26 protein-coding genes are annotated in these 21496 nt (G+C 64.2%); 9 read left to right on the top strand and 17 right to left on the bottom strand.

The genetic code is table 11. From position 1 onward, the window contains the following. Nucleotide 1 precedes the first annotated feature (1 nt). Together ACWGTI_RS21165 and rpsP are read left to right on the top strand one after the other, a co-directional pair. Complete coding sequence (locus ACWGTI_RS21165; RefSeq protein WP_454575617.1) at nt 2–328, top strand: chorismate mutase; 327 nt, start codon at nt 2–4, stop codon at nt 326–328. A gap of 49 nt (nt 329–377) precedes the next feature. Further along, nucleotides 378–779, top strand: coding sequence for a 30S ribosomal protein S16 (gene rpsP, locus ACWGTI_RS21160; RefSeq protein ID WP_454575618.1), 402 nt, complete (start codon nt 378–380; stop codon nt 777–779). A gap of 64 nt (nt 780–843) precedes the next feature. Here rpsP and ACWGTI_RS21155 read toward each other — a convergent pair whose 3' ends face one another. The 3 genes from ACWGTI_RS21155 to ACWGTI_RS21145 form a co-directional block, all read right to left on the bottom strand. Next, nucleotides 844–1107: a YMGG-like glycine zipper-containing protein gene (locus tag ACWGTI_RS21155; RefSeq protein ID WP_454588911.1), complete on the bottom strand. Its 264-nt coding sequence runs from the start codon at nt 1105–1107 to the stop codon at nt 844–846. Nucleotides 1108–1258: 151 nt separating this feature from the next. Further along, on the bottom strand, nt 1259–1786 hold the full coding sequence (locus ACWGTI_RS21150) for an SRPBCC family protein (protein ID WP_454588910.1): 528 nt from the start codon (nt 1784–1786) through the stop codon (nt 1259–1261). A gap of 17 nt (nt 1787–1803) precedes the next feature. Continuing rightward, entirely contained in the window at nt 1804–2214 is a 411-nt protein-coding gene (locus ACWGTI_RS21145; RefSeq protein WP_454588909.1) for a DoxX family protein, read from the bottom strand. Nucleotides 2215–2471: 257 nt separating this feature from the next. On the opposite strand from ACWGTI_RS21145, the gene ACWGTI_RS21140 reads away from it, so the two are divergent. Next, entirely contained in the window at nt 2472–2873 is a 402-nt protein-coding gene (locus tag ACWGTI_RS21140) for an ACT domain-containing protein (protein ID WP_454588908.1), read from the top strand. A 3-nt stretch (nt 2874–2876) separates the two neighbouring features. On the opposite strand, the gene ACWGTI_RS21135 is transcribed toward ACWGTI_RS21140, so the two are convergent. The 3 genes from ACWGTI_RS21135 to ACWGTI_RS21125 form a co-directional block, all read right to left on the bottom strand. Continuing rightward, complete coding sequence (locus ACWGTI_RS21135) at nt 2877–3329, bottom strand: N-acetyltransferase family protein (RefSeq protein WP_454588907.1); 453 nt, start codon at nt 3327–3329, stop codon at nt 2877–2879. A 194-nt stretch (nt 3330–3523) separates the two neighbouring features. Next, nucleotides 3524–4558 carry an aspartate-semialdehyde dehydrogenase gene (locus ACWGTI_RS21130; protein ID WP_454588906.1) on the bottom strand — a complete coding sequence of 345 codons (1035 nt, stop codon included), beginning with the start codon at nt 4556–4558 and terminating at the stop codon, nt 3524–3526. Nucleotides 4559–4664: 106 nt separating this feature from the next. Then, nucleotides 4665–4787 (bottom strand): hypothetical protein, encoded by a 123-nt coding sequence (locus ACWGTI_RS21125; protein WP_454588905.1) that lies wholly within the window; start codon nt 4785–4787, stop codon nt 4665–4667. Nucleotides 4788–5013: 226 nt separating this feature from the next. Here ACWGTI_RS21125 and ACWGTI_RS21120 point away from each other — a divergent pair, with 226 nt between their 5' ends. Together ACWGTI_RS21120 and ACWGTI_RS21115 are read left to right on the top strand one after the other, a co-directional pair. Then, on the top strand, nt 5014–6843 hold the full coding sequence (locus ACWGTI_RS21120) for a DEAD/DEAH box helicase (RefSeq protein ID WP_454588904.1): 1830 nt from the start codon (nt 5014–5016) through the stop codon (nt 6841–6843). Between the two features lie 318 nt (nt 6844–7161). Next, a complete protein-coding gene (locus tag ACWGTI_RS21115; protein ID WP_454588903.1) occupies nt 7162–7869 on the top strand; it encodes a DUF805 domain-containing protein in 708 nt (235 codons plus the stop codon). On the opposite strand, the gene ACWGTI_RS21110 is transcribed toward ACWGTI_RS21115, so the two are convergent. The 6 genes from ACWGTI_RS21110 to leuD all read right to left on the bottom strand — a co-directional run bounded on the left by ACWGTI_RS21110 (nt 7866) and on the right by leuD (nt 12199). Beyond that, entirely contained in the window at nt 7866–8357 is a 492-nt protein-coding gene (locus tag ACWGTI_RS21110; protein ID WP_454588902.1) for an N-acetyltransferase family protein, read from the bottom strand. The two genes, ACWGTI_RS21115 and ACWGTI_RS21110, sit on opposite strands and share 4 nt — an antisense overlap. Then, nucleotides 8350–9453, bottom strand: a complete 1104-nt coding sequence (leuB, locus tag ACWGTI_RS21105) for a 3-isopropylmalate dehydrogenase (RefSeq protein ID WP_454588901.1) — start codon at nt 9451–9453, stop codon at nt 8350–8352. The genes ACWGTI_RS21110 and leuB overlap by 8 nt, the downstream gene beginning before the upstream one ends. 80 nt (nt 9454–9533) lie before the next feature. Continuing rightward, complete coding sequence (locus ACWGTI_RS21100; protein WP_454588900.1) at nt 9534–9884, bottom strand: VOC family protein; 351 nt, start codon at nt 9882–9884, stop codon at nt 9534–9536. Between the two features lie 10 nt (nt 9885–9894). Continuing rightward, nucleotides 9895–10278, bottom strand: coding sequence for a RidA family protein (locus tag ACWGTI_RS21095; protein ID WP_454575631.1), 384 nt, complete (start codon nt 10276–10278; stop codon nt 9895–9897). A gap of 297 nt (nt 10279–10575) precedes the next feature. Continuing rightward, nucleotides 10576–11523 (bottom strand): hypothetical protein, encoded by a 948-nt coding sequence (locus ACWGTI_RS21090; RefSeq protein ID WP_454588899.1) that lies wholly within the window; start codon nt 11521–11523, stop codon nt 10576–10578. A 70-nt stretch (nt 11524–11593) separates the two neighbouring features. Then, the gene (gene leuD, locus ACWGTI_RS21085; protein ID WP_454575633.1) at nt 11594–12199 is read right to left on the bottom strand and encodes a 3-isopropylmalate dehydratase small subunit; all 606 of its coding nucleotides are present in this window, start codon (nt 12197–12199) and stop codon (nt 11594–11596) included. A gap of 177 nt (nt 12200–12376) precedes the next feature. Between leuD and ACWGTI_RS21080 the strand changes: the two genes are divergently transcribed. Then, nucleotides 12377–12802, top strand: coding sequence for a GNAT family N-acetyltransferase (locus ACWGTI_RS21080; protein WP_454588898.1), 426 nt, complete (start codon nt 12377–12379; stop codon nt 12800–12802). A 268-nt stretch (nt 12803–13070) separates the two neighbouring features. Further along, nucleotides 13071–13802: a DUF72 domain-containing protein gene (locus tag ACWGTI_RS21075; protein WP_454588897.1), complete on the top strand. Its 732-nt coding sequence runs from the start codon at nt 13071–13073 to the stop codon at nt 13800–13802. 159 nt (nt 13803–13961) lie between these two features. Here ACWGTI_RS21075 and ACWGTI_RS21070 read toward each other — a convergent pair whose 3' ends face one another. From ACWGTI_RS21070 to ACWGTI_RS21055, 4 genes are read right to left on the bottom strand one after another with little or no spacing between them, the layout of a single operon-like run. Continuing rightward, complete coding sequence (locus ACWGTI_RS21070; protein ID WP_454588896.1) at nt 13962–15128, bottom strand: NAD(P)/FAD-dependent oxidoreductase; 1167 nt, start codon at nt 15126–15128, stop codon at nt 13962–13964. A 23-nt stretch (nt 15129–15151) separates the two neighbouring features. Continuing rightward, a complete protein-coding gene (locus tag ACWGTI_RS21065; protein WP_454588895.1) occupies nt 15152–16747 on the bottom strand; it encodes an ATP-binding protein in 1596 nt (531 codons plus the stop codon). Continuing rightward, nucleotides 16735–17427 carry a response regulator gene (locus tag ACWGTI_RS21060; RefSeq protein WP_454588894.1) on the bottom strand — a complete coding sequence of 231 codons (693 nt, stop codon included), beginning with the start codon at nt 17425–17427 and terminating at the stop codon, nt 16735–16737. Before ACWGTI_RS21060 ends, ACWGTI_RS21065 begins: the two co-directional genes overlap by 13 nt. A gap of 4 nt (nt 17428–17431) precedes the next feature. After that, nucleotides 17432–18970, bottom strand: a complete 1539-nt coding sequence (locus tag ACWGTI_RS21055) for a DUF4153 domain-containing protein (RefSeq protein ID WP_454588893.1) — start codon at nt 18968–18970, stop codon at nt 17432–17434. Nucleotides 18971–19589: 619 nt separating this feature from the next. Between ACWGTI_RS21055 and ACWGTI_RS21050 the strand changes: the two genes are divergently transcribed. Together ACWGTI_RS21050 and ACWGTI_RS21045 are read left to right on the top strand one after the other, a co-directional pair. After that, nucleotides 19590–20471: an HpcH/HpaI aldolase/citrate lyase family protein gene (locus ACWGTI_RS21050; RefSeq protein ID WP_454588892.1), complete on the top strand. Its 882-nt coding sequence runs from the start codon at nt 19590–19592 to the stop codon at nt 20469–20471. Nucleotides 20472–20536: 65 nt separating this feature from the next. Beyond that, nucleotides 20537–20743, top strand: coding sequence for a DUF1737 domain-containing protein (locus tag ACWGTI_RS21045; RefSeq protein WP_454575642.1), 207 nt, complete (start codon nt 20537–20539; stop codon nt 20741–20743). A gap of 260 nt (nt 20744–21003) precedes the next feature. On the opposite strand, the gene ACWGTI_RS21040 is transcribed toward ACWGTI_RS21045, so the two are convergent. Further along, nucleotides 21004–21426: a metallopeptidase family protein gene (locus tag ACWGTI_RS21040; RefSeq protein WP_112560156.1), complete on the bottom strand. Its 423-nt coding sequence runs from the start codon at nt 21424–21426 to the stop codon at nt 21004–21006. Nucleotides 21427–21496 lie beyond the last annotated feature (70 nt).

Genomic DNA, 21496 nt, shown 5'->3' with positions numbered 1-21496 from the left:
TATGAACGAAGAAAAGGACATGGCCGACGCACGCACCATCCTGGCCGGCTACCGCGCCTCGATCGACAATATCGACGCCGCGCTCATCCACATGCTGGCCGAGCGCTTCCGCTGCACCAAGGCGGTCGGCGTCTTGAAGGCCGAGCATGGCTTGCCGCCGGCCGACCCGGCACGCGAGCAGCAGCAGATCACCCGCCTTCGCCAGTTGGCGAAGGACGCCCATCTCGACCCCGATTTCGCGGAAAAATTCCTCAACTTCGTCGTCCGCGAAGTGATCCGCCATCACGAGCAGATCGCCGCGTCCAACGGCGCAAGCAAAGCCGGCTAACAACTAGCCACACCCTACCATCGAAATCAGAGCTTTTAGGAGAAATGAAATGGCACTGAAGATCAGACTGGCCCGTGCGGGCTCGAAGAAGCGTCCTTACTACCACGTCGTCATCGCCGACGCCCGTTCGCCGCGCGACGGCCGGTTCATCGAGTCGATCGGCTCGTGGAACCCGCTGCTGCCGAAGGACGGCGAGCGCGTCAAGGTCGACGCCGACCGCGTCAAGCATTGGCTGTCGCACGGCGCCCAGCCGACCGACCGCGTGCTGCGCTTCCTCGACGAGGCCGGCCTGCTCAAGCGCGAGGCCCGCTCCAACCCGAAGAAGGCCGAGCCGGGCAAGAAGGCGCAGGAACGCGCTGCTCTGCTGAAGAAGGCCCAGGACGACGCAGCGGCAGCCGTTGCCGCCGCTGCCGCGGCCCCGGCCGAGGCGGAAGCCGCCACCGCCGAGTAAGCGTTCGCTTTATCGCATCGACAAAACGGCGGGCCTGTGCCCGCCGTGTTGCTATTGGATCAGCTCAATAGCCTTGTGGGCAGCTGTCGATGTAGGTGCGCCCATAACGGTCGCGATAACGGCACTGGCCGCTCTCGCTGGCATGGCCGATCAGGGCGCCAGCGACGGCGCCAACGGCGCCGCCGACGACGGCACCCTTAACCGGATCATTTGCCACCGCCGCGCCAACCGCCGCGCCGCCGAGGCCGCCGACTGCGGCACCCTTTTCGGTTTGCGAGCACGCACCGAGCGCGGTCGCCAGCACCAGAATGATAATCGCATTTTTCATTGTCGTTCCTCTCTCACGCGGATCGCCGTCCTTGCCGCCATGGTTTTAACTCTCAGACGGCTAATTTGATCCCGAAGACGTGGGAGATCGCGATGTCCGCGCCGGTCACATCGTGTCGATCGCCGCAGAGCCTATTGAAATTCAGACGTTTTTACCGTTCGGTTGCCTTCTTCAGATTGGCGAGGCCCGCCTCGAAATCCTTGCCGATCAGCGTGTCGAAATTCATGAACAGGCCCATCAGCTTGGCAATGAAGGGCCGGCTGCCGCGCATCGCCCAGGTAACAGTGGTGGTGTCACCGGCTGGCTTCAGGGTGAAGTCGACGCTGTTGTTGGCACGGAACGGCTTCTCGAAGTCGAGCTTTAGTGACACCAGCGACGACGGCACGGAATTGACGATCTCCATGCGCCCCTTGCCGGCCTTGGCATTGCCTTCCCAGGCATAGGCCGCGCCCTTGCCGGCATCAGTGCCGGACAGCGTGCGCTTCATCTGCGGGTCGAGCTTTTCGTAGGGCGACCATTCGGGCCAGCGCTTGAAATCGTTGATCAGCGGAAAGATCGCTTCCGGCGGAGCCTTGATGCTGGCCGTGCGAGAGGTGACGAAATCATTCGGCCGTGTCGCGGCATAGACGAGGACGGCGGCGATGATGACGACCAGGAGGATGAGGATGGTGCTGAACATGTTGTTATCCTTCGGGTTTAGCGGCTGAACGGGATCAAGGCGCGCACCCTTGGGTCGCGCAGATACAGGCCGCCCCACAGGATGATGCCGAGATAGACGCCGAACAGCGTGTGGGAGAACAACGGACTGCCGACGCGCATATGGGTGGCGATGGCGCCACCGAGATAGCCGGTGAGCAGGATGGCGCCGAGCACCGAGGTGCGCGGCAAAGCGTAGAGCGCGGTCGACACAAGCCCGATAATGCCGAGCATGCGCGCGACGTTGACGTCGGCCGGCCACCCGAGCGGCACCATGGTCTGAGTGACGATTTCGAGCGGCGGCAGCTTGATGACGCCGTCGAAGATCATGAACAGAATGATGAGACCGCTGAGCACGCGGCCGGTCCACAGGGCGCCCGACGAGACAGGGATGGTTTGAGAAATGCTCATAGCGTTCCCTCCTAAGTGATTTGAGCCGTTGCTGGCTTCGGACCAAGGACGTGCACCAGGGCAGCGATCCTACAGGACAGGGATTCTTTTGGATCTGAAGGGCGGCAAGGCCTTGTTTTTCCGAAGATTATTTCGACCGCCTGCCCGGCAGGGGCAGAGGAGGCTGTCCTTCCATCTTCAGATCACAGAGTGTGTGCCGCTCAGACTATCGGCCTTCGCCAGTGACGGCTATTGATGGGGCTGGGCGAGACGAGCGAATGACGGGCGAGACCGATCTGAGAGAACTGCTGGCGGCGATGACGCCGCAATTGCTGCCGGGCGTTTATGTGTTCGTCACTCTGGCACCCGGCGCTGCGTCGCCGGAGGGCCTTGACCCGGTGATGATTTTTCGCGAGCGCGAAGGCCTGACGCTGATCGTCACCGAGGATGCAGCCCGTGCCACAGGGCTGGCCGCTTCGTTCCGCTGCCGCATGATCACGCTGAACATTCATTCGTCGCTGGAAGCCGTCGGCTTCCTCGCCGCCATCACGACGCGGCTGGCCACGGCCGGCATGGGCGTCAATCCGGTCTCGGCTTTTTATCACGACCATCTGTTTGTGCCCGCCGACCGGGCCGAGGAAGCATTGGAACTGTTGCGCCAGTTGGCCAGCGCCGGCTGAACTTTAGGCTCGACGGACGTAGAGAATATCCGGCAGGCCTTCTTCGTTGGTTGTGCCGTCGCCGAACGACTCGGCACGGAAGCCGTGGCGCTCGTAGAAGCGCCGGGCGCCGGTGTTGGCCTGGAAGCAGTGCAGCATTGCGACCGGCAGGATAGCGATCGCGTCCATCAGCAATCGGCTGCCGATGCCTTGTCCGGTCCAGGCCGGATCGAGATAGAGCTGTTCCATCCAATCGCCGTTGACGGCAATGAAGCCGACAATTGTCTTGCCGGTCTCGGCAACGGTGACCTGCTGCCGGGGCATGACGATGTCACGGATGAAGGCGAGGTCCTCGGCCGGCGTGTGGATGACCGGCATCCAATCGAACGAGCTTAGGGTTGCCCGCATGAGCCAAGCGATGGCAGCGGTGTCGGAAGCGGTGGCGGGACGCAGGGTGACTTTGGTGGAATCGTTCATGGACGTTTCTCAGCAGAGGCCGGCGCTGCCCCTCATCCGCCCTTCGGGCACCTTCTCCCCGTGAACGGGGGAGAAGGAAGAGGCGTCCCGGCCAACGGCCGAGCCCGCGACTGCGGGCCGCCGGTCGTCCGGCGCCCCCGCGGAGGGCCAGCCGCGCAAGCGGCGGTGCGGCCCGTGAGCTAAAACAAAAGCCGTCAGGCTGCCTTCTTCTTCGGCTGGATCAGGCCGCGCTCGACCAGCAGCTCGGCGATCTGCACCGCATTGAGCGCCGCGCCCTTGCGCAGATTATCCGACACGATCCACATCGACAGGCCGTTGTCGATGGTCGAATCCTCGCGGATGCGCGAAATGAAGGTGGCGTCTTCGCCGGCCGATTCGAGCGGCGTGATGTAACCACCATCCTCGCGCTTGTCCAAGACCTGGCAGCCGGGTGCTTCGCGCAGGATATCGCGCGCCTCGTCCGCGGTGATCGGCTTTTCGAACTCGATGTTGACGGCTTCCGAATGGCCGATGAACACCGGCACGCGCACGCAGGTCGCCGTCAGCTTGATCTTGGGATCGAGCATCTTCTTGGTCTCGGCGACCATCTTCCACTCTTCCTTGGTGAAGCCGTCATCGAGGAAGACGTCGATATGCGGAATGACGTTGAAGGCGATGCGCTTGGTGAACTTCTTGACGTCAACCTGGTCGGCGACGAAGACCGCGCGGGTCTGCGTGAACAGCTCGTCCATGCCTTCCTTGCCGGCGCCCGATACCGACTGATAGGTGGCCACCACGACGCGCTTGATGGTGGCGACATCGTGCAGCGGCTTCAGCGCCACCACCAGCTGCGCCGTCGAGCAGTTCGGGTTGGCGATGATGTTCTTGCGCGTAAACAGCGAGATCGCGTCCGGGTTCACTTCCGGCACGATCAGCGGCACGTCCTGGTCGTAGCGGAAGGCCGACGAATTATCGATGACCACGCAGCCCTGCTTGCCGATCTTCGGCGACCACTCCTTGGAGACATTGCCGCCGGCCGACATGATGCAGATGTCGGTGTCGGAAAAGTCATACTGGTCGAGCGACTTGACCTTCAGCGTCTTGTCGCCGAACGACACTTCGGTGCCCTGGCTGCGCCGCGAGGCCAATGCCACCACTTCGCTTACCGGAAAGCCGCGCTCTTCCAGTATGTTGAGCATTTCGCGGCCCACATTGCCCGTGGCGCCGACTACCGCAACCTTGAAACTCATAAAAATCTCCTGTCCCTCTCCGCTTGGTTTTTGGAGAAAACCCGCCGGCCAATGCGGGTTTCGTCCCCCGGGCCGGACCCGGGAGAGGGTGGTTAGGCCAAGGGAATCACACCGTTTTGGTGGTGGTTTTGGCCATGGATTTGCTGGAACGAGGGGACGCGCCGACGCGCCCGGCCAGATCGTGGCCGGGGAAGTCGAATGCAAGAAAAGCCATCAAGAGGCCGCGCATCGAAAATGATCCCGTTCGATGCCGGCTTTTACGCGGTTTGCGGCAGGAGTCAATTGGTGGCGCCTCTTCCTTCTCCCCTTGTGGGAGAAGGGAAGGCAGCCCCGCGGCTTTGACTGTACAATCACCACTGTACGAAGTACGAACGGCCAAGATTGTCAGGCTGGCACAGCGCCGACCTGAGCCAGTGCTCGCTGATGAGCGCAAACCAGAATTCCGAAAGAGTAACATGTCCAATTTCGAAGGTATCGTTCCTGCGCTGGCAGAGGCGCTGGAAAAACGTGGCTATGTCGAGCTAACGCCGGTGCAGAAGGCCGTGCTGGAACTTGGCGACGCCGATGCGCTGGTGTCGGCGCAGACCGGCTCCGGCAAGACCGTCGCCTTCGGCCTCGCTCTGGCGCCCACGCTGCTGGAAGGCGCCGAGCGCTTTGGCCAGGCTGGCGTACCTTTGGCATTGGCCGTGGCGCCGACGCGCGAACTCGCCTTGCAGGTGATGCGCGAGCTGCAATGGCTCTACGCGCCGACCGGCGCGACGGTCGCCTCCTGTGTCGGCGGCATGGATATGCGCTCCGAGCGGCGCGTGCTGGAGCGCGGCGCGCATATCGTCGTCGGCACGCCCGGCCGCCTGCGCGACCACATCACCCGAAATTCGCTCGACATGTCGGCGCTTAGGGCCGTGGTGCTGGACGAGGCCGATGAGATGCTCGATCTCGGCTTTCGCGAGGATCTTGAATTCATCCTCGACGCCGCACCGGCGCAGCGTCGCACGTTGATGTTTTCAGCCACCGTGCCGCGCTCGATCGCAACGCTGGCGCAGGGCTATCAGCGCGACGCCGTGCGCATTTCGGCCGGCGGCGAGGAAAAGCAGCATCTCGACATCGAATACCGGGCGCTGAACGTTGCCTTCCCCGACCGCGAGAACGCCATTATCAATGTGCTGCGTTTCTACGAGGCGAAGAACGCGCTGGTATTCTGCAACACCCGCGCCGCCGTCAACCATCTCACGGCACGCTTCAACAACCGCAATTTTTCGGTCGTGGCGCTGTCAGGCGAACTCAGCCAGAACGAGCGCAGCCATGCGCTGCAGGCGATGCGCGACGGCCGCGCCAAGGTCTGCATAGCAACCGACGTTGCCGCGCGCGGCATCGACCTGCCCAATCTCGAACTGGTCATCCATGCCGATCTGCCGACCAACCCCGAAACGCTGCTGCACCGCAGCGGGCGAACCGGCCGCGCCGGGCGCAAGGGCGTCAGCGCGCTGATCGTGCCGAACAGCGCCCGCCGGCGCACCGAGCGCCTGCTTCAAAGTGCCAAGCTGACGGCGACTTGGGCGAGCCCGCCTTCGGCCGACGACGTCATCCGCCGCGATGACGAGCGTATCCTTTCCGATCCGGCATTCGACGAGCCGGTGGCCGATGACGAGCGCGGCTTCATCGATGCGCTTCTGGCCAAATACGGCGCCGAACAGGTGGCGGCTGCCTTCGTGCGCCAATGCCGCGCCAGCCGCTCGGCCCCCGAAGAACTCACCGATGTCGCGCCCTTCACGCCGTCGCGCGAAAAGGGCGAAAAGTTCGCCTCCCGCGATGAGGCGCCCAGCCGTCGCGACGATTTCGGCGCCAGCGTCTGGTTCTCGCTGTCGGTGGGGCGGCGGCAAAATGCCGAGCCGCGCTGGCTGATCCCGATGCTGTGCCGCACCGGCAATATCTCCAAGCGCGAGATCGGCTCCATCAAGATGCAGCCGGAGGAAACCTACGTGCAGATCGCGGCCGACTGGGCCGACCGTTTCCTCGCCGCCATTGGCCCCGACAAGAAATTGCAGGGCAACATTGCGGTGAAACGCCTGGACGGCACGCCCGACCTGTCGCGCGCCGGCTACCAGCCGCCGAAGCCGGACAAGAAGCCACATCGCGGCAAGCGGCCGTTCGAGGCGCCCCAAAGCGCGCATAAGCCGAAATTCGAGAAGCGCCCCGCCGGCGATGCAAAGCCGTGGGCCGGCAAGCCGAAGCTTGACAAGGCTGGGCCGCCGAAGAACAAGAAGCCGAAGAAACGGCCGGCTTGAGGCGCTTATCGGCCAATTGCAGACGCGGGCGCCGCCCCTCATTGCCCTGCCGGGCATTTCTCCCCGTATAGCGACGGGGAGAAAGGGCTAGCCGCGGCCTTGGCGCCATTCTTGCAAAGCTGGCGACTGGCGAAGTCGGCGATGACAGCGCCCTTCTCCCCGTCACTATACGGGGAGAAGATGGCGGCAGCCAGATGAGGGGCAGCGCCAAGGTGGTGCTAGTGAGGAGGTGTCGAACGCTCCATTCACCATTTCGCGCCCACCCCTTGCGATCCTCTCCAACTTTGAACAGTCTGTGCCAACACGGGGGTGAGGCGGATGCAGGGCGAAGTTCTTCATTATGACGAGGCCCAGGGCTTCGGTTTCATCACCGGGGCGGACGGCAACCGCTACACCTTCGCGCGCGAGGATCTGCGCCGTGGTGCGGTGATCGCCACGGGCGCCGTGGTCGAGTTCCTGCCGGCCAGTGGCCAGGCGCGCGATGTTTTTTCGATCCGCGCCCAGGCCGCCGGTCCGGCGACCGCAGCTGCCGCTGCAAGCGCCGGGCCGCCCAAACCCGCCGCTTCGGCCGCGCAGCCGCAGCACTTCGGGCGCCTGGCCGAAGACGGCGCGGTCCACGACAGCGGCCTGCCGGGTTATTTCTGGCTGGGCCTGACGCGCAACTACATCAATTTTGCCGAGCGCGCCCGCCGAAAGGAATTCTGGGCCTACTGCCTGTTCTGGACCGTCAGCTTCATCCTGGTCGGCCTTGTCGGCGCCCTCGCCGACCAGACGATCGGCAATTTCAATGACGGCAACGGGCCGATCGTGACCGTCGGCGTTTGGGGCTTGTTTGTGCTGGCGACGTTCCTGCCCTGGCTGGGACTGATTGTCCGCCGGCTGCACGATATCGGCCTCACCGGCTGGCTGGTCCTGCTGATTTTCGTGCCAACCTTCGGCACGCTGGCCATCATCGTGTTCGGGCTGATCCCGACCCAGGGCCACGAAAACCAGTGGGGCCCCGTGCCGCAGGGTGTCAGGGTTTAGAGAGTTCTTCTCAGCGCCTCGCCCGACAGCCGAAGAAACACCTTCTGCCCGTGCCGTTCGGCGCCGAGCCGGTCGTAGAAGCGCAGCGCGCCCTCGTTCCAGTCCTCGGTGGTGAGATCGATGCGGCCGATGCCTTCCCGGAGGCAATGGCCGGCGAGAAAGCCGAGCAGTGCCCGGCCGGCGCCGGCGTTGCGGGCATTCTCACGCACGAACAGGTCTTTCAGGAACATCAGCCGTTCGAGGTCGATGCCGGGATGCGCGATCGCCACCGAGGCCAGCCCCGCAACCTTGCCGCCGGCGAAGGCGAGCGCAAAATGCGGATAGGCCGGGCTCTCGTCGCCGAGCCATTTTCGTGCCGTGGCCGCAGCCCGGCCGTGATCGAGCGACGCCTGCCGATAGTGCGCCGCCATCTCGCAAAGCACAGTGGCAAGCGCTTCGGCATCGTCGGTCGTCGCCCAGCGGACGTCGACCGCCTCCGGATCAGCCAAGGAACTTGGCGATGATGGCATCGCCCATCGCGACCGTGCCGACCTCAGTCATGCCCTCGGAGAAAATGTCCTTGGTGCGCAGGCCGTCATCGAGCACCGCGGCGATTGCCGCTTCGAGTTTGTCGGCCTCATCGACCATGCCGAAGGAATAGCGCAGGCACATGGCGAAGGAAGCGATCATGGCGATCGGGTTGGCGATGCCCTGTCCCGCAATGTCGGGCGCCGAGCCATGCACCGGCTCATAGAGCGCCTTGCGCTTCTTGGTCTTCACATCGGGCGCGCCGAGCGAGGCCGACGGCAGCATGCCGATCGAGCCCGTCAGCATGGCGGCGATGTCGGACAGCATGTCGCCGAACAGATTGTCCGTGACGATGACGTCGAACTGCTTTGGCCAGCGCACCAGCTGCATGCCGCCGGCATCGGCCAGCATGTGGTCGAGCTTGACGTCGGCATAGCGCGCCTTCTGGGTCTGGGTGACGACCTCGTTCCACAAAACGCCGGATTTCATGACGTTGCGCTTTTCCATCGACGTGACGTGGTTCTTGCGGGTGCGCGCCAGCTCGAAGGCGACGCCCGAAATGCGCTCGATCTCGAACGTGTCGTAGACCTGGGTGTCGATGCCGCGCTTCTGGCCGTTGCCGAGATCGATGATCTGTTTCGGCTCGCCGAAATAGACGCCGCCGGTGAGCTCACGCACGATGAGGATGTCCAGCCCTTCGACCACCTCCTGCTTGAGCGAGGAGGAGGCGGCGAGCGCCGGGTAGCAGATGGCGGGCCTGAGATTGGCGAACAGCTCCATGTCCTTGCGCAGCCGCAAGAGACCGGCCTCGGGGCGCACCTCGTAAGGCACCTTGTCCCATTTCGGGCCGCCGACCGCGCCGAACAGCACGGCATCCGCCGCCATCGCCTTTTCCATGTCGGCATCCGAAATCGCCGCGCCATGCGCATCGTAGGCGCAGCCGCCGACCAGGCCCTCATCGGTGGCAAAGCCGCTGCCAAGCTTGTCATTCATGGCCGCAATCAGCTTCTTCACCTCGGCCATCGCCTCGGGGCCGATGCCGTCGCCGGCGAGCAGGAGAAGATTTTTCGAAGCCATCAGAACCGTCCCGATACTGTTTGGAGAAACCGCGGCCTTGCTAAACGCCAAGCGGGCGGCGCGCAAGCCTGGAAGCGCGGTCACCGATGCGAGAGAATATTCACCAATCTGCCGAACGGATCGCGCACATAGAAGCGCCTCACGCCCCAGGGCTCGTCGGCCGGACCGTATTCGATCGCGAAACCGGCGGCCTTCATGGCGTCGAGCAAGGCATCGACATCGTCGACTTCGATCGACAGATCCGGCACCGGCGTGCCGGAGCCGCCCTGGGCCATGAAGCTGACCTGCACCTGCATCCGCTCGTCGGACCCGTAGGTGACGATCCAGCCCTGATCCATCAGCACGTCTAGGCCAAGCACATCCTGGTAGAAGCGCTTCGCCGCTGCCGCGTCTGGTGTCCCGATATTGGCTACGATGCGCCGGACCGTCATGGCTTTGACCTCAGGCGGTGCGCCGCAGCGCCGTGACTTCGATCTCGATCTTCATCTCGGGCTTGTTGAGCTGGCAGACGATCATCGTCGCCGCCGGGCGGATGTCGCCGAACGTCTCACCGAGGATCGGGAAGACCACGTCCACGAAAGCCTGGTCGGTGATGTAGTAATGCGCCCGTACCACATCTGCCATCTCGAAGCCGCCATCGGCCAGAGCCTTGGCGATGGTGGCCAGACAATTGCGCGTCTGCGCCTCGACCGTCTCCGGCATGGTCATGGTCGCATAGTCGTAGCCGGTCGTTCCCGAGACGAAGCACCAATCGCCCTGCACCACCGCGCGCGAATAGCCGGCCGTCTTTTCGAAGGGCGAACCGGTGGAGATGAGTTTGCGCATGGGGGCCTCGCTGATGGTTGCGGACACTTTGCAGGGAAAGGGCCGAGTGGGCCATGGGCCAACTCAGGTGCAAATCTTGGACGGCGGCGGGACAGCACCCCCCCTCTGGCCTGCCGGCCATCTCCCCCGCAAGGAGGGAGATTGGCAGCTTCTGCGCCGCAGCTATTCTTTGCGTGTTGATTGGCGAAGGCAGTCGTGACGGCTGATCTCCCCCCTTGCGGGGGAGATGCCCAGCAGGGCAGAGGGGGGTGGGAAGGATCGTGGCGTAGCGGTCCTTCCGCTGCCAGTCGCGAAACCCTAGTTCCGCTGCGCCTTGTCCATCGCTTCCTTCACATCCGCCGGCCAGGTCTTCACGTCAGGCCAGGCCTGCGGCTCGCCGTCGTCGCCGCGGCGGGCGAAATAGAGCGTGTGCTTGACCGGGTCGACCGCCATGAAGCCGTCATTGCTACCGCAAGCGTGCGGTACGCAGCCGGTGGCGTAGAAGGCGCCGGACGCCGTCTTTTCGGTGCCGCCGCCGACCAGCAGGCTGGTCGCCATATCGGGCATGCTGTCGCCAAGCAGCGCCTTCGCCGCCTTGTAGACGGCTTCGTTGTGGAAGGCGTCGATGATGTTCTGGTACTTGGACGGTTCGATATCCTTCCAGTCGGTACCCGGCTCCGGCGCGTAGGTCAGATCGCCCGAGATCGTCAGCCCTTCGGTGGGTGACCATTGCAGCGCCTGCTTCGTGTCGCCCGGCAACAGATAGGGCACGAAATAGATGGCGTTGTCGGCGACCGCCGCCGGCGGCGCGCCGCACTCGTCCTGCTCGACGGTAAGGCTCTGGATCTCGCCGCCTTCCGGCTTCCAGACGATGACCGTGGCCGGGCCGCACTGGTTGCCGCCATCGCCGACCTCGACCAGAGCCACGTTGACGCCACCGACCTTGACGACCTTGTCGAAAAACACGTCGTAATTGCTGGCCAGTTGCTTGCCGTCATAGGCCAGCACCTTCTCGCCATATTCTTCCTGCTGGGTGATGGTCAGCTGCCCACCTTCGAACGGAATAGGCGCCTGGCTGTCATCGTCGGGGGCCGCCGCATCATCGCTGCCCTGCGCGCCCTGATCGGCCGCCCCCTGATCGGCCGCCGTCTGGTCTGTCGCCGGCTTCTGGGCGGTGGCGGCCGGCGTCTGCGTTTGCGCAAAGCCCGCCACCGGCATCAGCGTCCAAGCCAACGCGCAGGCGCCGGCAAGAAGCAAACGTGTCATGACTGTCCCTCCGTTCAGCCGCCACGAACCCGGCCTGCGAACGCCGGGCTATCGTCTTAGATCGTACTTGTCAGGCCCAGGGGCGCTCAGCTGCGTTCTTCTTCTCGAACGAGTCGATGGCGCTGGCCTTTTCCATGGTCAGGCCGATGTCGTCGAGGCCGTTCAGGAGGCAGTGGCGCTTGAAGTCGTCGAGGTCGAACGTGACCACGCCGCCGTCCGGACCGCGGATTTCCTTGGCTTCGAGGTCGACCGACAGCGTCGCGTTCGAACCGCGCGAGGCGTCGTCCATCAGCTTGTCCAGATCTTCCGGGCTGACGGTGATCGGCAAAATGCCGTTCTTGAAGCAGTTGTTGTAGAAAATGTCGGCGAACGAGGTCGAGATGACGCAGCGAATGCCGAAATCGAGCAGCGCCCATGGCGCGTGTTCACGGCTCGAGCCGCAGCCGAAATTGTCGCCGGCGACCAGGATCTGCGCCTTGCGGTAGGCCGGCTTGTTGAGCACGAAGTCGGGGTTTTCCGAACCGTCATCCAAGTAGCGCATTTCGGCGAACAGGCCGCTGCCGAGCCCGGTGCGCTTGATCGTCTTGAGATAATCCTTCGGGATGATCATGTCGGTGTCGACATTGACGATCGGCATGGGGGCGGCGACGCCGGTGAGCTTGGTGAACTTGTCCATGGCTTTGCCCTGTGTCTTCGATGCAGAATATCTATTTCGTTGCGGGAGATTGCTGACGCACCGTTTACACAAAGCCGGCGGCAAATAAAAGGCAACTGTTCGTGCGCGGCCTGGATCGTAAAAGATCGGCGCGGCAGCGTCTTTAAAACCGGCGACCGCTGGTGCACCCTTGTGCCCATGACCGCACCCTCGAAAATCCTCTATGCCAGCGAGCCAAAGCTCGACGTCGCCGAATTCCGCCGCGTGCTGGTCGAATCCACGCTCGGCGACACGCGCCCCGTCGATGACGACGACCGGCTGCAGGCGATGCTTTCGGGCGCAAATCTTGTGCTGACCGCGCGGCTCGATATTGAAGACAGGCCGCTGATCGGCGTTCTCAGAGCCGTCACGGATTTTTCCTGGGTGTGCTACATCTCCGAGCTCGCCGTGTCGCAATCGGCGCAAGGCCTTGGCATCGGCAAGGGCCTGATGGATGAGGCGCGCCGGCAGCTGGGGCCATCGGTTGCCATCAGCCTGATCTCGATGCCCGACGCCGTCGGCTTCTACGAGCGCATCGGCATGAAGCGCATGCCCGATGCATTCTGGTTTTCCCGCAAGCGCTGATGCCAAGTCCACGACCGGTGGGCAGGGTCGGTGCCGCACGGTCGTGCCATGGATGGATCGCGTGCCGCTTGGGGTGCGCTCTTGCCGTCGAATGCGCTTTGAACTCCCTCGACTTGGCTGGAATCAATACAGGCACGGCGCGCGGTATTCTTGGGCGATGCAGAACGGTGTTTAGGTCCCGGCGGAACAACCGACGGGCGCGGCAGGATGTCATTGTCCTTCCTGGATACGGTCTTGACCCGCACCTCATCCTGCCCACATCTCCGGCATGGAGAACCGCCGATCTTTCATAGGCACGGCCGGCTGGGGAATTCCGACACGCTACAAGGATGACTTTGCGCAATCCGGGTCGCATCTCGAGCGTTACGCAAGACGCTTTCCCGTCGTCGAGATCGACACCTCTTTCTACAAGCCGCACCGTCGTGAGACCTATGAGCGCTGGGCACGCTCGGTGCCGGAGCATTTCCGGTTCGCCATCAAGACGCCGAAAGCCATGACCCATGAGCACCGCCTCGCCGATTGCGAGACGCTGGCCGAGGACTTTCTCGAACAGGCAGGAGGTCTCGGCGAGAAACTGAGTGTGCTTTTGGTGCAGCTGCCGCCGAGCCTGCCTTTCGAGCCGGATATCGTCGACAGTTTCTTCGACATGCTGGGCAAGCGCGCCCGTGTGAGGCTGGTATGCGAGCCGCGCCATCCCAGCTGGTTCGGCGCCGAGGCGGACGCACTTTTGGCCGGAAGGCGGATTGCGCGTGTCGCCGCCGACCCGGCTCCCGTTCCGGAGGCGGCGGCGCCAGGCGGCTGGTCAGGGCTTGCCTATTTCCGCTGGCATGGCGCGCCGCGCATCTACTATTCGGACTACGATGCCGAAAGCCTCGCCCGGTTTTGCCGGCAAGTGGACGCAGCGGCCGCTTCCGGGGCGGAGGTCTGGGGCATTTTCGACAACACGGCAGCCGGGCATGCGCTGGGCAATGCGCAGGCTGTAGGTGCCATGGTTGCGTAGACGCTTCTTCCTTCCCTCCTTGTGGGGGAAGGTGGATCGGCGCGAAGCGCCGAGACGGATGAGGGGTGTTCCAGCGGAGTGAGACGCTGGCGTCCCCTGGAACTCATCCGTCGCCTTCGGCGACACCTTCTCCCACAGGGGAGAAGGAAAAAGAGGCGCTCAAATCACATTCAATTCCCGGAACGGCCGCCCCTCGGCCACGCGGCTGTAACCGAACGCCGAGCAGTCCACCGTCCGGTAACCGCCATGCACCAGCAACTCGGCCAGCGCCTTGCCGACCGCCGGCGCCTGCTGCAGGCCATGACCTGAAAACCCGTTGGCGAAGACGAAATTGCCGACCTCGGGATGCGGGCCGATGACGGCGTTCTGGTCGAGCGTGTTGTAGTCATAGTGGCCGGCCCAGGCGCGTGTCGACTTGATCGCCTCGAAGGCTGGGATGCGCGTTGCCAGTATCGGCCAGATCACCTCTTCGAACAGCGGCCAGTCGACATCGAAATCCCGGGGGTCGGCGGGGCCATCACCCTCTTCCGGCTCGGCGCCGCCGGTGAGATAGACCGAGCCTTCCGGCCGGACATAGATGCCGGAGGGATCGACCAGCAGCGGCATGTCGGCATATTTTTCCCGCGCCTCGAAGACGAAGACATTGCGCTTGCGCGGTTCGACCGGCAGCGCCAGCCCGGCAAGGGCGGCGACCTTGCCGGCGTTTGGGCCGGCGGCATTGACGACGATGCCGGCTTCGAGCCTTTCGCCATTGTCGAGGCTCACGCCGGTGACGCGGTTGCCCTGCCGCTCGATACCGGTGACATCGCCGGCGATGAAATCGATTTGTCTGTCGCGCAGCGCCTTGCGGAACAGCGTCAGCATGGCATGCGCGTCGAACCAGCCCTCGCCGGTGCGACCGAATGCGCCGGCGCTGATGCCTTCCGTCGACAGCCAGGAAAAGCGCTTCGCCAACTCGCCCGCGTCCTCGAGCAGAATGTCGGCGCCCTCGGCGACCTGCGCTTCGTGGTTGGCTTTCAGGATCGGCAGCCCGGCGTCGCCGGCCAGGATCAGATAGCCGCCCTCGCGAAAACCGATATCGGCGTCAGCGCCGAATTCCTCCTTCAGTCGCCGAAATAGCCCCAGTGTGAACTGCGACAGGCGGATGTTCTCCGGAATCGAGAATTGCTGGCGGATCGAGGCCATGGACAGCGTCGTTGCCGCATGGGCGAATTGCGGATCGCGCTCGATCAGCGCGATCGAACCGGAAAAGCCTTCCTCGCGCAGATAATAGGCGACCGAGGAGCCGACGATGGCTCCGCCGATGATGACGATGTCGTAGCGCACTCTGTTCTCCAATCCAGCGACCTTTACGCGGCCGGCAAGGAAATCTCGAAGCGCGTGCCGCGGCCGGAGTCAACCAGCCTGATCGTGCCATCATGCGCTTTCAGGAGGGCCAGCACGATGCCGAGGCCCATGCCGGTGCCGCCGGATTCGCGCCGCGTGGTGAAGAATGGCTCGAAAATGCGAGCCCTGTTGCTCGGTGAAATGCCGGCACCGTCGTCGCTGACCGCAATGGTTGCCTTGCCATCCGCGCCAGCCGCCGCCAGCAGGACCTGTGTCGCGCCGTGCCTCGCAGAATTGTCGATCAAATTGGCAAGCACGATGGCCGCATTCTCGGCCGAGATGCGCAAGCCTAGGGCGCCGCCAGCCTCGACCTTGACCGCCAGCCTGCCGTCCACCGGCAGCAGCGCGAGCGCCGCATCGAGCGAGGTGCTTTCGCCGCTCGGCGCCAGGTTTTCAGCCCGCGCCAGATCGAGCAGGCGCCGTACCAGCAGATTGAGGCGCCCGGCGTCGTTGACGATGTTGCCGGAGAACCGCTTGCGCTCGGCCGCGTCCATCGCCTCGCCGGAATCGCGCAGCAGCTCGGCTGCACCCTGGATCGCCGTCAGCGGCGATTTGAGCTCATGCGAGACATGGGTGGCAAAGGTCTGGATGCTATCGGAACGCGACTGCAGTTTTTCGGCCATGTCGAGGAAGGCGGCGGACAGCTCGGCCATTTCGCGCGTGCCGTGATGGTCGAGCGGCCGGATGGCGTCGCGATCGCCGGCGGCAATACGCCTTGTCCGCTCCATCAGCGCGTAGATCGGCCGGCTGACGGTGCGCAGGAACACCAGCGCGATCAACAACGTGCCGAAGAGCATGGCGATGGCGGCAAGCGTCACCTTGCCGCGTTCGCCATAGAGATGTTTGACGATGTTGTTCGGCGTCCGCGACAGATAGATCACGCCGGCCACATGACCGTCGACCGCGATCGGCATGGCGACAAAGACGCGGACCTTGGTGCCGCGGCTGACCGAGTAGAGCGGCGGCGGCGGCTGGTCGGGGATCCTTTGCCTGAGCGCGCTGGCATAGCGGCCGGCAAGGGCCTCGCGCACCTCCTCGACACTGCCGAGCGACAGGCCGACCTCATCGCGCCCGGCAATGACGACGCCCTTGGGATCGAGCAGCCGGAAGCCGGCCAGCGTGGTTTTCTGCGTTGCGTCGAGAATTCCAGACAGCCGCGCGCCGATCGCCGCAAAGACCGGATCGGCGGCGGCAGTGACGCCGGCGGGCCGGGTCGGCAGCAGGTAGTCGGAGGCGAGGTCGAGGCTAGGTTCGATCGGCTGGTAGGGTGAGTCGTCGCTGCGGCTGGCATCGTCGCTCTCTGCCTCAACCGGCGCACCGAGCTTGTCAGGGGAAATGCCGGCATCGCGGACATCCTGTGCATAGATGGCAGCGATGACGGCGCCTTGAGCGATCAGCTCGCCCTCGGTCTGGCGGATCAGCTGGTTTTCATAAAGCCGGAAGAAGAACAGCCCGACCAGCGGCAGCGCCAGCACCATGATGAGGATGGCAAGAACCACCGTGGCCAGCCTTGGCCGCCATTTGGTGCCGATCCATCTGGCGTCGCTCAGGCGCCGCATCGGCCGAGCCGAAAACCGACACCATGCACGGTTTCGATGGCGTCGAGGCAGCCTGCCGCCGCGAGCTTGGCGCGGATGTTGCGGATATGGCTGTCGACGGTGCGGTCGGCGACATGGATGTTGGCGGCATAGGCGCTGGCCACCACCAGGTCGCGGCCCAGCACATGCGCCGGACGCGCCAGAAATCCCTTCAGGATCGAGAATTCGATCGCCGTCAGCGCCAGTGCCTTGCCGTCGAAGCTGGCGCCGTGACTGGCTGGCACCAGGCTGAGCTTGCCATGCGCGAAGTTTCGCTCATCGACCGGTTCCGGTACGGCGCGGGCGCGGCGCAGGATGACATTGACGCGCGCCACCAGTTCGCGCGGGCTGAACGGCTTGGTCACGTAGTCGTCACCGCCCATTTCGAGGCCGAGTATGCGGTCGATCTCCTCGTCACGCGCCGACAGGAACAGCACCGGCACGTCGGAGCGCTGCCTCAGCCGCCGGCAGACCTCGAGCCCGTCCATCTCCGGCATGCCGATGTCGAGCACGACGAGATCGGGCGCGCGCCGCTCGATCGCCTGCAGGGCGGCGGCGCCGTCAGAGACGGCCTGCGTCTTCATCCCGGCCTTCTCCAGCGCAAAGCAGATGATTTCGCGAATGTGCGGATCGTCGTCGGCGACCAGGATTTGATGCGGCATGGGTCTAGCGGTCCGGCATGGAAGGTTGGGACGGTCGCGAAGGTTGCTGTGCCGGAGGAAGCACGAGCGGGCCTCTCTTGTCGAGAACCTGCACGAGCCGCCAGCCGCGAAAGCTCCAGGCGCGCCACTTCTTCTTCTGCTCGGCGATATAGTCGTCGATCATCACCTGGTCGGCCAGATAGGTGGTTTGGTTCCCGAATTTGTGCATGTAGTAGCGGTCCAGCGCCGGTATGGCGACAGCGCCGAACGAGCGTAGATATTCGGCATCGAGCGGCGTGCCGGAACCGGACATTTCCAGGGAGTGGTCGACATTGAAGTTTGCGATCACAGCTGCGAAGTTGATGAAGCAGCAGGCATAAAGCGTCGCCGATAGCGTCAGAAGATTGGCGGAGAGCAGCCATTCGTTGGATTTTCCGAGCGCGATGCGGGCGATGATCAGCGCAAGCCCTGATGCCACCAGCCCCATCCAGACGAAAGCCGCGATCCGCCAATGGGTCAGCGCATAGACGCCGATATAGAGATCGAGCCGCAGGATCGACGAGATGACCAGCATGATGTTCTGCGCCACCCAGGCATAGACCAGCCGGCGGATCAGCGGATCGCCCGAGGTTTCGCTGCCCGGCCGCAGCGCCGCCAGCACGAACCCGGCGGCCAGCAGCGCGGTGGCGATCAGCGGATAGGCGCCGCGATGCGCGTAGGTAGCGTAGCTCATGCCGTCGGGAAGGGCGACCCCACCCCAGAGATAGGCCGCGTCGAGCCCGGTCTGCAGCGCAAACAGCGCGTTGAAGACGAGCAGCGCGCGCAAAATGGCTGCCTTGCCGAAAATGATGTCCTCGACGACATGCCGCTGCGATTTGGTCGCTGGTTGGGTACCGGCAAGACCGTCGCCTGGCCGCCGGATACGAGGCAGGAAGCGTGGCACGCGCGGGCGCAGCAGAGCCCACACGCCGGCGAGCACGACCAGCCAGAAGGCAATCCGCGCCAGTTGGATGAGATCGATGAGTTTCATCAGGTCGATCAGCGACAGCCAGTAATCGATGACCGGATTGGCGGCGCCGAACAGCGCCAGGAAGACCGCGCCCAGCGTCAGCGGCATGACCCAGACCGCGATGGATGCAAACCGGATCCGGCGCCGGCCGAACCGCCGCGCCGTTTTGCGCCAGCGGATGAAATCGCTGATGAACCGTAGCGGCACAGCCAGGAGAAACAAGGCGATCTGGCGGGCAACGCCGGCGATGCGGCGCCGCAGCCGCCCGGCCAGCGACAGCGCAAACACCACCATGGCAACGAGAGTGATCGAGACCGACAGCGGGCTGACATTCTCGGCCAGCGGCAGCAGCGCGGCGAGCAGGCAGACCGGCTTGAGCAAGGGCATGGGGGAATTCAGGGCGGCGGGATGCACGGCCACCACCGCGGCGGCAGTCACGATGGCGAACACAAGGACGGTGATGCCAACCGGCTGGTCGTAAAAGAAAAAATCCGCCAGCGCGACGAGCAGGACGGCGATGCCCAAGCGGCTGCAAAAGCTGACGAACGATGTCATGCGCGGACCTTCCTGGTGGGCTGGACGCGACCGACCGGCGGATGCCTGCGGATAAAAGGGAGCAGGCTTGCCTCAGGGCGATGGCTTGCCTCTGGCCGGGGCGGGTCGACCAACCACCAGCTTTCGCTGCGCAGCCTGTAGGGCAGACGGAGGGTGTTTTGCTTTTGCATGCCGCCTTGTCGCTGGTCGGCAGGGAGACGGCGGGGCAGAGCGGAGGAGGTTTTCCGCAGAACCGTGCAGTTTTTGTGCAGGGGCTTACTTCAAGGCTAGGGCGCTGCGCGCCATCCTTCCGGCCGTTGTCGCTTCCCCAGCCAGGCTCCTTTCCTCTCCCTCCGGAGGGGGGGAGAGGTGGCTCGGCGAAGCCGAGACGGAGTGGGGGAACCACCTTCGCCGCGAACGGACATAGACTAGGCGCAAACATCACCCAGCCTTGCGTCCAAGGCTCGACCCCCACTCCGTCGAGCTTCGCTCGACACCTCTCCCCCGATCGACGGGGGAGAGGAAGGGCTCCCTTCCGCAACTGCTGAGGAGGACAGACAAGGTGAGGGGCAGCGCCGACTTCGCCAATCACCAGCCGCACCCTTGCCTCACCCGTCCACAGCCGCCATAGATCGGACCCATGACAAGCGAATCCTACCGCCCACGCCGCTCTGTACTCTACGTCCCCGCCTCCAACGACAAGGCGCTGGCCAAGATCGCGACGCTTACCTGCGATGCCGTGATCATCGATCTCGAAGACGCCGTCGCCCCCGCCGACAAGGTCGCGGCCCGGGAAAGGCTCGCCGATATTTTCGCCAGCCGGCCGGAACGGCGCTGCGAAATGATCGTGCGGGTCAACGCGCTGTCCAGCGATTGGGGCAACGACGACCTGCTCGCCGCAGCGAAATTCGAACCCGACGGCATCCTGTTGTCCAAGGTCGCCACGCCGCGCGACATCCTCGAAGTCGGCGATGTGCTCGACGACAATTTTGCCCCTGACAGCGTCAAACTCTGGGCGATGATAGAGACGCCCAAGGCCATGCTCAACATCGGCGCCATCGCCGAACTCGGCCGCGATCCGGCCTCGCGCCTCAATTGTTTCGTTGCCGGAACGAACGATTTGGTCAAGGAGACCGGCATTCTGGCGACGCCCGACCGGCGCTATCTCGTGCCATGGCTGATGCAGATGGTGCTGGCCGCGCGGGCCGGCGGCATCGACATTCTCGACGGCGTATCCAATGATTTTCGTGACCTCGACGCGTTTGCGCGCGAGTGCACGGAGGCCGCCGCCATGGGGTTCGACGGCAAGACGTTGATCCACCCGGCCCAGATCGACGCCGCCAACCGCGCCTTCGCACCCGCGCCCGAAGCCCTGGCCGAGGCGCGCGCGGTGAAGGAAGCCTTCGCCTTCCCGGAAAACGCCTGCAAGGGCGTGATTGCGCTGGACGGCAGGATGGTCGAGCGGCTGCATTTGGCGCAGGCCGAAAAATTGCTGGCGAAGGCCGCCGCCATCGGCGCATGATTGCCTAAGCCGGCTTCGGAAGATCACACCGCAACAAGTACAGAATTCACGACAGGACCTGACCCATGAAACTCTATCGCTTTCTGTCCGCCCCGGACGATTCCAGCTTCTGCCACAAGGTGACGGCGGCGCTGAACAAGGGCTGGCACCTGTTCGGCTCACCGACCTACGCCTACGACAAGAAGACCAAGTCGATGCGCTGTGGCCAGGCCGTGGTGAAGGACGTCGACGGCCAGGAATACGGGCCGGATACGAAGCTGAGCGACTGGTAGGCAGTTAGGCAGCAGGGGCAGTGCGGGACTCTTTGATGTCAGCGGGCCCGCACCCCCCTCTGGCCTGCCGGCCATCTCCCCCGCAAGGAGGGAGATTACGCGCTCAACCGCTTTCGCCAATCGCCAACGTTGCAGGATTTGGCGGATCATCGAAGCCGCCAATCTCCCCCCTTGCGGGGGAGATGCCCGGCAGGGCAGAGGGGGGTGTGAAGGAATGAGGCGCCTGTTGTGGAGTATCCGTGCCTTGGCGCTCGTGGCCGTTATTCCGCCGCCTCTTCGATCTTCTCCATATCATCGTCCGACAGGCCGAAATGGTGGCCGATCTCGTGGATCAGCACGTGGGTGACGATGTCGCCCAGCGTTTCTTCGTTCTCGGCCCAGTAGTCGAGGATGGCGCGGCGGTACAGCGTGATGCGGTTGGGGCCTTCGCCGGTCTGCGGGTTCCAGCGCTCGGCGATGCCGCGGCCCTCGAACAGACCGAGCAGGTCGAACGGCGTCTCCAGCGACAGATCGTCCATGATCTCGTCGGTGGGGAACTCGGCGATCACGATGACGATCTCGCCGGTCAGCTTGCGAAAATCGTCCGGCAGATGCGCATAGGCCTCCAGCGCCAGAAACTCCATCTCCTCGATCGAGGGCGAGAGTTCGTCGTGCCAGGTGCGGGTCTTGTAGATGCGGGCCATGCTTCGTCCTTTGATCCCGGCATATAGGCTTTCCCTCCGGAATCGGCAAATGAGCGCGGCCGCCGCCTAT

Source organism: Mesorhizobium sp. ArgA1 (assembly GCF_053714375.1).
This window is presented reverse-complemented; position numbering and strand designations above follow the sequence as displayed.